13 protein-coding genes are annotated in these 12,591 nt (G+C 34.7%); 8 read left to right on the top strand and 5 right to left on the bottom strand.

What is annotated here, in order from left to right; translation table 11 throughout:
- Window positions 1-57: 57 nt before the first annotated feature.
- Window positions 58-1,356, top strand: a complete 1,299-nt coding sequence (locus AC0L6R_RS03750; protein ID WP_473269988.1) for an AAA family ATPase — start codon at window positions 58-60, stop codon at window positions 1,354-1,356.
- Window positions 1,346-1,969 carry an RloB family protein gene (locus tag AC0L6R_RS03745; RefSeq protein ID WP_473269987.1) on the top strand — a complete coding sequence of 208 codons (624 nt, stop codon included), beginning with the start codon at window positions 1,346-1,348 and terminating at the stop codon, window positions 1,967-1,969. The genes AC0L6R_RS03750 and AC0L6R_RS03745 overlap by 11 nt, the downstream gene beginning before the upstream one ends.
- Here AC0L6R_RS03745 and AC0L6R_RS03740 read toward each other — a convergent pair whose 3' ends face one another.
- The gene (locus AC0L6R_RS03740) at window positions 1,970-2,257 is read right to left on the bottom strand and encodes a hypothetical protein (RefSeq protein WP_473269986.1); all 288 of its coding nucleotides are present in this window, start codon (window positions 2,255-2,257) and stop codon (window positions 1,970-1,972) included.
- A gap of 621 nt (window positions 2,258-2,878) precedes the next feature.
- Complete coding sequence (locus tag AC0L6R_RS03735) at window positions 2,879-3,088, bottom strand: hypothetical protein (RefSeq protein WP_473269985.1); 210 nt, start codon at window positions 3,086-3,088, stop codon at window positions 2,879-2,881.
- A 91-nt stretch (window positions 3,089-3,179) separates the two neighbouring features.
- Between AC0L6R_RS03735 and AC0L6R_RS03730 the strand changes: the two genes are divergently transcribed.
- The 4 genes from AC0L6R_RS03730 to AC0L6R_RS03715 all read left to right on the top strand — a co-directional run bounded on the left by AC0L6R_RS03730 (window position 3,180) and on the right by AC0L6R_RS03715 (window position 7,487).
- Window positions 3,180-4,388, top strand: a complete 1,209-nt coding sequence (locus tag AC0L6R_RS03730) for a PIN-like domain-containing protein (RefSeq protein ID WP_473269984.1) — start codon at window positions 3,180-3,182, stop codon at window positions 4,386-4,388.
- Between the two features lie 149 nt (window positions 4,389-4,537).
- Window positions 4,538-6,010, top strand: a complete 1,473-nt coding sequence (locus AC0L6R_RS03725; RefSeq protein ID WP_473269983.1) for a hypothetical protein — start codon at window positions 4,538-4,540, stop codon at window positions 6,008-6,010.
- 324 nt (window positions 6,011-6,334) lie between these two features.
- Complete coding sequence (locus AC0L6R_RS03720) at window positions 6,335-6,697, top strand: 4-fold beta flower protein (RefSeq protein ID WP_473269982.1); 363 nt, start codon at window positions 6,335-6,337, stop codon at window positions 6,695-6,697.
- A 31-nt stretch (window positions 6,698-6,728) separates the two neighbouring features.
- A complete protein-coding gene (locus tag AC0L6R_RS03715; RefSeq protein WP_473269981.1) occupies window positions 6,729-7,487 on the top strand; it encodes a hypothetical protein in 759 nt (252 codons plus the stop codon).
- A gap of 99 nt (window positions 7,488-7,586) precedes the next feature.
- On the opposite strand, the gene AC0L6R_RS03710 is transcribed toward AC0L6R_RS03715, so the two are convergent.
- Together AC0L6R_RS03710 and AC0L6R_RS03705 are read right to left on the bottom strand one after the other, a co-directional pair.
- On the bottom strand, window positions 7,587-8,054 hold the full coding sequence (locus tag AC0L6R_RS03710; protein ID WP_473269980.1) for a WYL domain-containing protein: 468 nt from the start codon (window positions 8,052-8,054) through the stop codon (window positions 7,587-7,589).
- 146 nt (window positions 8,055-8,200) lie between these two features.
- Window positions 8,201-8,764 carry a hypothetical protein gene (locus AC0L6R_RS03705; RefSeq protein ID WP_473269979.1) on the bottom strand — a complete coding sequence of 188 codons (564 nt, stop codon included), beginning with the start codon at window positions 8,762-8,764 and terminating at the stop codon, window positions 8,201-8,203.
- A 440-nt stretch (window positions 8,765-9,204) separates the two neighbouring features.
- Between AC0L6R_RS03705 and AC0L6R_RS03700 the strand changes: the two genes are divergently transcribed.
- Together AC0L6R_RS03700 and AC0L6R_RS03695 are read left to right on the top strand one after the other, a co-directional pair.
- A complete protein-coding gene (locus AC0L6R_RS03700; RefSeq protein WP_473269978.1) occupies window positions 9,205-10,755 on the top strand; it encodes a reverse transcriptase/maturase family protein in 1,551 nt (516 codons plus the stop codon).
- Between the two features lie 82 nt (window positions 10,756-10,837).
- Window positions 10,838-11,500, top strand: coding sequence for a hypothetical protein (locus AC0L6R_RS03695; RefSeq protein ID WP_473269977.1), 663 nt, complete (start codon window positions 10,838-10,840; stop codon window positions 11,498-11,500).
- Window positions 11,501-11,635: 135 nt separating this feature from the next.
- Here AC0L6R_RS03695 and AC0L6R_RS03690 read toward each other — a convergent pair whose 3' ends face one another.
- Entirely contained in the window at window positions 11,636-11,935 is a 300-nt protein-coding gene (locus tag AC0L6R_RS03690; protein WP_473269976.1) for a hypothetical protein, read from the bottom strand.
- Between the last annotated feature and the right edge of the window lie 656 nt (window positions 11,936-12,591).

Genomic DNA, 12,591 nt, shown 5'->3' with positions numbered 1-12,591 from the left:
TATTTTTGTATACTCTTTTACGGGTAAATTAATAATGCTAGTCTTAATAACACCTAGATGATACTCAACTTTAGTGTCCAAAATTTTGGACCTGTTAAAGAAAAGCAAATCCTCTCATTTGAAGCGGATAGTTCCACACATTTGGAAGATCAGTATGTGATTACTACCCAAAGTGGCATCAGGGTTTTGAAGCTTGGCCTTATTTATGGCGCCAATGCCTCAGGGAAGACTACCATCCTGCGGGCGCTTGATTTTCTAAGAGATCTGGTCTTGGAACCGGAGGAAAAGAAAACAGGGCAGCTTAAATTTTCTCCTTTTCTATTTGATAAGGAAACCCCTAACAATCCTTCAATACTTTCCATTGAATTTATCCAAGATGAGATAAAGTATGCCTATACAGTAGAATTCGATAAAAACGCAGTTTTAAGCGAAGAGCTGAATTTTTATAATCCGAACAAGGCCAATATTTTTAGGCGGACTACAGATGTTGAAAACCAGTTTTCTGAAATCAAATTTGGAAGTAAGATTTCGGTGGATAAAGTCTATAAAAAGACACTGGAATCAAATACCCTGTGGAATAATACGGTGCTCGGTGGATATCTGAAGACAAATATTCAGGTTGATGAATTGAGGAATGTGGCTGACTGGTTTGAGAACCATCTCAATCGAATGGTATCAACAAATAGGCAGTTAGATTATTATATTCTAGACAAAATTGATTCTGATGAATTAGATAAGAATGATATCTCAAGAATCTTACGAAAGGCTGATTTTAATATTTCAGATATTAAAATAGATCAGCTTGAACGTCCGAAATTTATGGAGCTATTGCAAAATAGAGTTTATAAAAATCCTGATGATTTCAAAGAATGGAGTAGAAGAGGTAAATTATATTTTTCAAAATTGGAATTTGAACATACAGTAGATGGATGCAAGTATTCATTACCATTTTTATCCGAATCTCAGGGGACTCAGCGGTATTTTGGATTTGCAGGACTCTTAGCTTTGATGATCAAGGGGTCAGTTATTTTGCCGATTGACGAACTGGAAACTTCTTTGCATCCTGATCTGTACAATCATTTTATTCTTTCATTCCTGATGAATACCAAGAATTCCCAGTTAATAGCCACTACCCACAACCGGGAGATTTTGGACAACAGGGATATTTATAGAAATGACGCAATCTGGTTTACTGATAAAAATGGAGGTAGCGCTACTGAGCTCTATTCACTGGCTGATTTTGACTCTTCTGTGATCAGGAATACCAGCAGTGTATATAATGCATATAAAATAGGGAAGCTAGGAGGGGTGCCAAATACCGGGGACTTCTATATCGATCTGCCTGATGAGAAATAGAAGGAAAATTCCTCCCAAGGGAAAACCTAAGGTCGCTGTAGTGGTAGATGGAGAAACTGAAGCCTGGTATCTGACTATGCTCAATAGAAATGAGCCCAATGCCAAGTTTCAGATCAAACCTGAAATCCCTCAAAGAAAGTCTTTGCATGATCAATTCGATAAGGTTCTTAGTCTTTCCGATGACTATGACGCAGTGGTATGGATTGTAGATATGGATATGATTTTGAAAGAAACCCGGGAAGCAAAAAAAGGTCAGCTTAAAGTCCTCGATGAATTTTTGAAGTATAAGGATAAGTTGATTTCAATTTCGAATGTTACTGTTATTATCAATCAACCATGCATTGAGTTTTGGCTCTTGCTTCACTTTGAGTTCACTCAGGCTCCTTTCGATGATTGTGCAAGAGCGGAGCGTCGCCTGAGAAAACATTTGACAGATTATGCCAAAACACAGAAATATTACACCAGAGATGGGGATGATATATATTTAAAGTTAAAAGAGAAGCTGCCTACTGCTATAGGTCATTCCAAAAAATTCAGTGAGTTTGATCCTGAGAATCCGGATAGAGGACATTCTGGTATGCATAAGCTGTATGAGATTTTGGGGTTGTCTTGACTATAATCTCGTTCCTTTTTCTTTTTTTTGAGCTGCTTTAGTTTTCCTTATCGCTATTCTTTCATGAGATTTTATTTTTTTCTTCTCAATCCTTTCATTCGATTTGATTTTCTCCATCTCAACTCTTTCATTGGATTTGATTTCCGGAATCTTCGAATAGTTGTTCATGGAGGTTTCAAAAAAGGGATGAAGCCTTTTGAGCAAACTATGAACCATGTAAAATATGAAAGGCGTTTCAGCTCCTTTTCCGAGGTAGTATAAAATTTCTATAGCAGTTTGCTTTCCCATGCTCTGATGATTTGCCTGAAAGTTGAATCAATCTGATGAGCAAGTTTAGGACGGGTATTTTTTAGGTCAGAGGACACTCGAAAACGTCCTTTTTTGAGTGATTAAAGCAGATTTAGATGTGGAATCTAATTATTGCTTCCAGAAAGTGAAAATTAGAGCAGGTCATTTGCAGAGACATTTTAGGCAATTCTTATGTGAAAAAAAGTGGACAAATGTAGACCTGAAATCTGCCCTTAATCCCCTGGCATTTCAAAAATAGGGATGTTGACATACCCATTAAATGGAATCGTGATAGTGTATTTTGTCAAAAAAGCTAAGCAGAGATAACTAGGAATATTCTCAAAAATATAGGACAGAATAGCCCCCTATTTTTAGTGTTGAATTTTATATAACTAACTAAAGCAAGTGGGAGAGAACCAAAGAGCCCATCGCAGGAACCCCGGCTATTCAGTCTAAAACCTCGAATTCACCTCAAAATCCTCTCATTTCCCCAAAAAATACCCTGTACAGGGTATTTTTTTTGCATTTAAAATCCCTTTTCTTGCAGGTAGTCTTTAAGTATTGAAATCGAAGATCCCGAGAAGCGAAGTGATTCGGGAACAACCAACCTACTTATTATCCTTAATTTCCATCTGGAGCAGGATCGATCACCTCCTCTTTAAGGAGGAGGACGGGAGGAGGTAGATAGAACAGCCAACTTTTATCACCCATCCGGGCATAAATCCGGAAACTATCTACACCTTTTGATGCTGATAGCAAAAAGAAAGCAATAAATATACGCGCTCTTTCTTTAAGAAATGAGTGAGGTGATTTATTGATTGCTCTCAGCATAACCCGAGGGTCCTGTGGACAATGGAGATATAGACACTATAAGTTATTGGGAATGCTTTAACTACAAATGTTGGGTAAAATTTAAAAAGATATGAAAACAAAATTTCCAGGATACTTTAAGCTTTCAGAAAAGGATGTAAACAAGCTTTGGGCAAAGGCTTTATTTACATTTGATGCCAATATTTTACTTAATTTATATCGATATTCTGATGAAACACGAGATGAGTTTTTCAAGATACTTGACAAACTAAAAGATAGGATTTGGATTCCTCACCAATCTGCACAAGAATTTTTTGATAACAGGCTAACTGTAATAAGTCAACAAGAAAAGGCATATGAAGAAACAATTACTTCTCTAAACTCAATGGAAAGTGAATTTAAAAATTCAAGGCAACATCCATTCATTCCCGAAAACCTTCTGGAAAATTTCTCATTACTAAGTAAGGAAATTTGCGACCAACTTAATAAGAGTAAAGACTTTCATAATAAAAGAATTACTGAAGATGATATCCTTGACAAAATTGAATCATTGTTTGATCGTAAAGTTGGAAATGAATATTCTATTGAAGAATTAGGAGTTTTATATAAAGAAGGAGAAGCAAGGTTTAATAGCAAAATTCCACCGGGGTATAAGGACTTGAATAAAAAGGACGATGCTGATAAAAATATTAGGAAATATGGGGATTTTATAGTTTGGAAACAAACTCTGCAAAAATCAAAAGAATTAAAACAAGGGGTTATTCTTGTTACTGATGATCGAAAAGAAGATTGGTGGGTTAGATTTAAAGGTAAAACAGTCAGTCCAAGACCTGAATTAATAAAAGAGTTCCAAATAGACACAGAACAATCTTTTCATATGTATCAGTCAGATAGATTTCTAGAGTTTGCTAGAGATTATTTAAATGAAGATATAAACGAAAAGGCAATTGAAGAAATTAGAGAATTAAGGAGATTAGATGAAAGACAGCGACTATCTAAAATGAGAAAAGAACAAGAATTAATGAGATTCCGTGAATTTAGAGAGAATCTAATGAAGGAAAGATTGATTCTTGATGAAGAACTCAAATTTCTCGCTGAAAAGAGAAATCACTTAGAGAGTTCGTTAAGGGAACAATTTATGATCTTAAACAATAGTGATCCAAGTGCATTTGATGAGCAAAAAATGTTAAAACTTCAACATGAACAAAAACTGATTGAATCCAAAATAGAACATATTACGCATAGGACTAATGAATTGAAAGAAAGAGAATATGAACAGCAAATTAGAAATAAAACTATGCACAATCTGCGGTATAGTTAATTGCTGGGTCTGTGCGTATTCGAGCATTTCAACGCGTATCAAAATTAGCTGTAACTTGACAAGAAAATGCTTCGAAATCGGCAACTAATCATATCGCCACAGTTAGCACCAAATATTAGAGCGACATACAACCAACATAAGCAGAGAAAATGAAAATATACTTTACAGACTTCTTTAATGTTCCGACAGAAACGTTAGATGACTATGGTGCATTTAATTTGTCACTCATAAACGACCTACCTGTTTTTATCGATCCTTTTTTATTATTTGGCAGTAAGAAACCTGAATATCAAGAATTGCACAAAAGTATTTTGGCATATTTGACATTTCTTAAATCTAAATCAGAGGCAGGAATAACTGACATTTCTCAAATTAAATCTTGGTATTTGTTCCCAGAGGTTAAACAAAATTGGTTCGGTTACAGCAAAGTTGGAAATGGAGGAAGCGGTTTAGGTGAAAAGTTTGGAAAAGCAATGTCCTCGTCAATGCATATTGTGTTTGACGACCTGGGAAAGGAAAGAATTACGCAAAGTTCACACCTAGAAAAAGCGGGACTATTTGAGATTGGCGTTGGAAAAGATAATATTAGTGACTTCACAACGAACTTAACAAAAGACTTTCTGCTATCATATACCGAAACCTTTGCAAAATCATACATTGACCCAAAGCAACTAAATGTTGTAAAAGTTGACAAAGCATTTTTTGATTATGATGTAGAACGGTGGATGCCAAAGGAATTTACACTTCCATTTATTTTTAATGATTATGTTCTACTAACACCAAGAGATATTCTCACAAAAGATGACAACTGGATTAATAGCAATGATTTACGAGGTGACTTTAGACGAATTTGCAATAGCATTCCTAATGACCAATTAAGAAATGAAATTTTAAATTACTTTCAAAAAACTCTGCCAAAGCCACCAAAAAACAAGCGCAATACCCAAAAAGAAATTACCATAGCAATTCAACAAACAATTAGGGATTTTCCAGAAATTATTAAGTGGTATATAAAACAGAAGGAGGAAAATAAGGAAGGAGCTAAAAATGTATCTAGACAAAAAGTTAAAGAAGTTGAAACATTGTTCATTCTTCAAATAACTAAATTTGTTGAGGCCCTAATTGATCAGACAGATTTTTATAAAATCAATCCAAATTCTTCTTTTGATGAAGCTTTTAAGCGGATAAGTTATTTAAAGCAAGTTATTGAAGCTAATGATGGATATAGACTATTTTATATTGATAATAAACCAATCAAAAGAGAAGAAGATTTACAAATAATATATAGACTTACTTGGTTTGCTTCTGACTTTGATATTAACAGAGAGCCAAACAATGGACGTGGACCAGTAGATTACGCAATATCAAAAGGTTCTAAAGACAAAACATTAATTGAGTTCAAACTTGCTTCTAACTCTAAACTCAAACAGAACTTAGCAAAACAAGTTGAAATTTATGAGCAGGCAAACAATACGAAAAAATCAATTAAAGTAATACTCTATTTTGACAACAGTGAGTTTAGAAAGGTGACAAAAGCGTTAAAGGAATTAAAACTGGACAACGACCCAAATATAATTCTAATTGACGCAGGACGAAAAATTTCAGCTTCAAATGCGAAGTAAAAGAAATACTGGTGCTAACAGATAGATTTTTGCTTCATTAGTAGCACCAAATATGAAACCTCTGCTGCAAGAAACAGATGAGGTGCCTAGAGTGATTCATCTCACTGAGCAAATTTGACCATTGGAAATTGATTCAACCTTAAGTGCTTTTAGGACAAAGAGATTTTTAAACATGAATAGTCCGCCGCGGCGGATGAGAGTCTTACGCGCAGCCTGTGCCGCTATTCGGGAGTTCTGTGGGAAGGTGAGGGTGAAATTCCCTTGTCAGACGCGATTGTGCGCAATGCGAAAAAAAACACCTACTATAATTAAAAACATGAAATTATGGAAATAACATTTTATGATAAGACTGGACATCCAAAGATTTATTTGTCAACAGACCATGATAATTCATTTTATACATGGGATGGACATGCTGTTGCCTATGCGTATGAAAACAAAATTTATGGATGGAGAGGAAAACACATTGGCTGGTACTTGGACGGAATATTATATGACTTAAATGGATATAGAGTGGGTTCAATTAGAGAGAAATGTTCATATTCTGTATATTCGGAATACTCAAAATATTCAAAGTATAGTAGATATTCAAGGTATTCGAGATATTCTCCTTATTCAAGACCCTCTTTAAGTTCATCGTATGCAAATATTGACTTGGTAGATTTTATATCACAAGACAAAGCCTAATAACTGAAATTCAAAAAATAAAACTTATCCAATGGAGACAAGATTTTATATTGACACAGAAGCCAATGACGATGATGCATATAAATTAGCAATGCAATTTGCCTGTGAATTAGCTAAAAACGACACAGACGTAAAGAAAATAGTTCTATATATTTATACAAAACAAAACACAGATTGGTTTGACAGACTATATGGAAGCGATGTTGTTAAAAAACTTTTCAATGGAATGAAATTTAAGGATTGTCCTGCGATATTCAAGTTTGAAACAAAATTAACATATCAGAAATCACAATATGGATCGGGTTCTGATATTGTAATATGTTGCGGAATTGACTCAGATGATATTTTACAAATAGATAATTATCATTCGGTTAAATATATTATAGCAATTCCTTGGCTAAAAAAACTCACCGAAAAATGGATTAAAACTTGGAATGCTAAAGAAATTTCTGGAAAAGGGAATACAAGGGAACAATTCCCTGAACCGAGTTCTATCGTGAAATTAGCAATGCAGGAATTAACCAACAGTATTAATATGTCAACAGGAATTAATCACCCAATGGATAATGTTAGAGCTAAAACATTCATAAAGTCATTGCATAAATATGAGCCTGAATTAAATTCCGATTTAGTAGGAGCATATCTTGTTCGAGAATTGAATTGGGATACACGACATGCAAAAGATATTGAGAAATTAATAGAAACACTGAATGCTGGACATTATTTTCGAGGTGGTCAGAAAACTGGATTACAAAACTATTATAAGCGCTGGGAAAAAGAATGTGAATAATCAAAGCACATAGATGCTTGGGAATCACTATTAAATGATTGGACTAATCTGGACCCAGAATGAATGGCCAAGATCTAAATTTTCTTATTGCGATAACTTTTAAGCAATGGAGGTGGGGATTTCAGGAATTTGAATCACTTGTATTGACCTGATTCTTTCAAATCTAAAATGTCTTTCAGCAGTTCTAAGATGACAGTGAGCTGTTAAATATTTAACAATAGATGTTTCTTCTCCATTTGCTATCTGGTCTTCATTAATTGTTTTCGGCGTAATTGTTCTAGAAGTAACTTCGCCGTGATAGTTTTCATATTTTATTAGCCAATAGTTCTCAACTTCAATATTTGCCTCTATAAAAGCTACTATTGAAATCATTTTTCTCTCAATAGTAAACATTGGCCAAGTCTCTCCAAAAATATTTGCTGCATTTGCATATTCTTTGTTATCTAATTGAATTGAACCTTCTTTATTAGTTAAAATATTATAGCCAGAAAGATAATAGTATCCTGATTTATGAAGTAATGTAGGCTTGAATAAATATTTCCTTTCAATTTCATTAACAATTTTCACGTCATAAATGTAATTCTCCTCTTCTATTATTTTGGAAATAGAATCAAGTGTGTCGGATTTAATCTCAGGGATAATATTAAGTGCCTCTAAAGGGAGAAACCTCTCAGAATATTTACTTCCTTTTGGATTGTACCATTTACACTTTGCTATAAACTTAGGGAATCCCTTTTTTCGTTCACCGTTTTTGGGTCAAATTGTGCCTCCTTTATTTCATACTTCTTGATTTCGAGCAATTCCATAACAGGACTAACAAATTCGAGATAGTGTGTTATTTGGTCTTTTTTGGTTGAACCTTCTTTTCTTGCCGACCTCTTTTCTTTTTCCAGTTCTTGCTTTATGGTTCTGAGAGATACAAGTTGGTATTTTAGATCTTTCCAATCTTTAAATTCTTCTGACGTGATGTTGATTTCATTGTAATCGCAGATCACCTTTTTAAGCTCATTTTGTTGCAGCCAAGTTTCTTCAAATTGATGAAGACTAGAATTATACCATAGGCATTTTACACTATGGCTTTTCTTAGGCAAAATCTCATTCCCAGACTTGTCATCATAACTTCCTTTGAGGTGATACAAGGTCTCAATAACTACCATAAGAGGAGGAGTCATAAGATGTTCTCCAACTAATTCAGAGGTGATTAGTTTTTCGTTAGAAGATGAGTTGTAAGGATGAGACTTGAAGGCAACAGTATCTCCAATTGAAAGTGTGGTCATGTTATGAGAAAATTAGGCTTATTGGGTTAAAAATTATAAATTCCTGTCCTTGCGGGGAAAAGCAGATAATAGTCGTTTGGCTGGGATCGTACGTCTCTTTTAAAAAGAGGTGACTTTGCCAAAAGTGGCATCGGTTGGTAATTGCTTAATAAATAGTTCCTGAATATACAGATTTTCTTTCTAAATCCCATGGAGGGAGTAGAGCAGATAATGTGCCATAGTGTACTTGCTAGATCAAGGTACAGAGCTAATGTCCATACAAATAGATAGCTTATTGGCTTATAGACCTTTAATGGTTTCATGAGTTTCTTAGTTTTCTTAATAATATAATTGAAATGCAGCGTGGCTCAAGAATTTGGGCGCTGATCCCACTCCTTATGGAGAGTATGATTATTGGAGTTCTGGTACGCCGTCCCCCGCAGGGATTTTTATACCAAAATATGATAGACAATTCCCTATGGCTTAAAAAACGTGGATATTACCACCTCACTCCCAAATTGGATGTTATTGGGAAGCAGAAGGAATATTTATCAAAAATCACAAATCCTAACTTTGTGAGTAAACATGGTTTTTTCCCACTATTGCATGCTGTTATCACAGAAAGACGGTATAAGAAATGTATGCCAGATGGGCGAAGGTCGCATGTAGATTCTGTTAAAGGCCCAACTGCAAAGAAAAGACCGCTACATTTTGCAACCCACATAGACAGTTTGATTTTTGGCTATTATGCCCAGAAACTTCAGATTCAGTATGAAAATGTTTTGCAAGATGATACACACCTTTCTGAAGCTATTACTGCATATCGAAAAATCTATAATGCCGAGGATCCAGATAGAGGAAAAAGTACGATTCATTTTGCGCATGAAGTATTTTCGGAAATTAAGAAGCAGGCTCTTTTAAAAGGATCCTGTGCGGTTTTAAAATTTGACCTAGAGAAATTCTTTAGCTCTATTGACCATCAATACCTAAAAATTGCATGGGCAAAAATTATAGGAAGGGAATCATTACCATTAGACCATTACAAAGTTTTCCGAGCGGCAACAAACTTTTCCTATATTTTAAAGGATGACCTTCGAAAGATCAAAAAAAGATTTGGCAGCAGAAGTGGGTTTGATGAAAGAAAGTTAAGCCAAATTCGAAAGCATGGGATTGAAAGCTATTTTGGATCACATGAAGAATTCAGAAATGCTGTGAAAGAAGGGGAAGTGAAAATTTTTAAAAATCCCTTTCGGTCCAAGGATAGGAAAAATAGGATTGGGATACCACAAGGTCTTCCTATTTCCTCAGTTCTAGCTAATCTTTATTTGTTAGAATTTGACCAAAATGTGATCCAAGAGGTAGTTAAGGGATTAGGAGGATTTTATCGCAGGTATTCAGATGACATAATAATAGTAACGGACTGTCAATATGAATCAAGGGTTGAAGAGCTTGTAATGAGTTTAATTTCAAAATATTACATTAAAATAAGCGAGGATAAAACAGAATTGTTTCATTTTTCTAGAAAGGATAATGGTTTGTTGAAAGGGTCGCTTAAAACTAAAGAAGATGGTTTTTCAGATGATTATCCACTGAATTATTTGGGATTTGATTTTTATGGAGATAGGACTTTAATAGCGGCAAAGAACCTTTCGAAATTTTATAGAAGAATGAAGGTCTCAATAAAAAGGAAAACAAAAGTTTCCGCCAAATCGGATCCAGATCAAATTGGTAATAAACCAGCAGTATTTTTTAGACAACTTTATCGCATTTATTCTAATTCCGATCTGGAGCGATATCGAGTCAGGACAAGAAGAATATCTCTTACAAAAAATAGATTTGGCGAATACGTTTATAAATCCAAAATAATACATAAACCAATGAAAGGTAATTATTTCTCATATGTTAAAAGAGCATCAAGGATCATGGGTGAACCTGCAATTGCTAATCAACTGAGAAATCATAGAAAAATTTTTAATTCTACCTTAAGAAAAAGGATGGAGATTAAATCATGAATATTTTCGAATATCATTGCTCTTTGACCGCTAAATAAGGTGGGTGTTAAAGGTGTAACGCATGGTTTAAAATTAAAAGAAAATGGAAAAGTGGCTTACAATAGATGAATATATGGATACTTTTTTAGGGTTATTGACATTTGTAGCATCACTTGGTGGCCTGTTTTTTTTATGGAAAGGTTATGTACTAGCTCAAGATTATTTAGTTCAACATGATGAAAAGTTCAAAGTGGAACGAAGAAGGATTGCTGCAGAAAATGGTTTAAGAGCCTTAATAAAAATGGATCAAATGATGTTTCAATTCTTTAGTTCGGTTCTATTGGCAGGAACTGAGGAGTATCCAAAGGTATTGCAGCTATCAATTTCAAGAAGTAAAAAATTTGATTTGACTCATCAGAAAGTTGCTCAAAAGATGATTTTTACTACTCTGGTTTTTCGATGGAATTTTCGAAAACTTCATAACTCCTTGAGCGATTACCATAAAGAACTGAAATTAAATGGTATGTTGATCAAGGACTTAGAGTTTGAACACCTTGAGCATGAATTTGATCTAACGATTAACGCAATCACTGAAATGATGCTTTTTCAGTGGGACAAAGAATTCAGAAGTGTATTTTCTACCCAAAAATTAGAGGAATTTAGACTAAAAATGCCGCTATTATTTGATGATAAATCTAAGCCTATAATTTCAAACTATGATGAAAAGGGAGAAGAGTTGAGACAATTCTTTTTGAAGTATTGTTAGAAACGTCAGGCTAAGGGCGAAGGCTAGCACTCCCTTAGCCCCTTTGTCTCACCAGTAATCACTTATCTTTGCATGGGACCATTTCGACTTTCTGATTTAGCCATATCTAGCAGGGAAATCTAGATTTACTTAATTCTAAACTTTGAATTTTTCTTTGATCTCTTTCTGAATGACTTCAAGAATCTTCCTATAGTCCGTTCCAATTACTTTAGACAGCTTGATAATGTCCTCTATAGAAAAGCGTTCTGGATTTCTTAATTTATCGGTATATGTATTATAGCCCATTTGAAGGGCTTTACATAAGTTCGTTGGCTTATGTTCTTGTAACCGCGATAAGCTATTAATGGAGCCTTGGTTAAAAAGTGCTCCGATTTCTTCAAACTCTTGGATTAGCTTTAGATGCTGTATTGATTTTTTAGTGTCCCTAGACTTCATTATGAACGAATCTGGGGCTATAGCTTTATTTTCAGAAGAAATATTTTCAAAATAGAATCATAAATTTGCAAAATGATAATATAGTTATATATTTGACTTTATATCAATTAGTTAAAAATCGACAATATTATTTACTAATTTATATGCAGATCTTCTTTTGAAGGACTGCTCAGTGAGTCTCGCCACTAAATCTGGTAAATTTTCCGCGCGAGGGTTCAAAGAGTGGTCCCGTTTCCTATTTTGCAAAGAAATAGGGCGGGCACTCCTTTTTGAAATGCGCGGACTGTCTTTGGCAGATGGCTTACCAGAGCCTTGTGGCATTAGAATTTGGAGTATTGCTCGCCCTTTGTTTCAGAAGAGTTTGCTCTCCTTTTCTATAAGACTCGTTTTACCATTTTTCATTTCTAATGAAAACGAGCATGATTGATTTACTTCCATTTCTGTTGCAGACAGTAGCCTGTAGGATCCACAGGCTGGGAGTGTATGCTCTATTGGTAAGCGGGTCATTGTGTTCTGTACCTATTACACATTATCTATTACCAGAGGAACTCGGCATCGCCGCGGGAGATCGCCTGTATCCCCTGAAGCCCAAGAATCCGATCTAAGGTTAAGGCACTTTTTCTCTCTGATTGCTTCCGATTGGGCTTAGTATGTTC

Source organism: Algoriphagus sp. 10J20-15 (assembly GCF_055809615.1).
The sequence above is the reverse complement of the archived record's forward strand: the minus strand, read 5'-3'. Positions and strand labels throughout refer to the sequence as shown.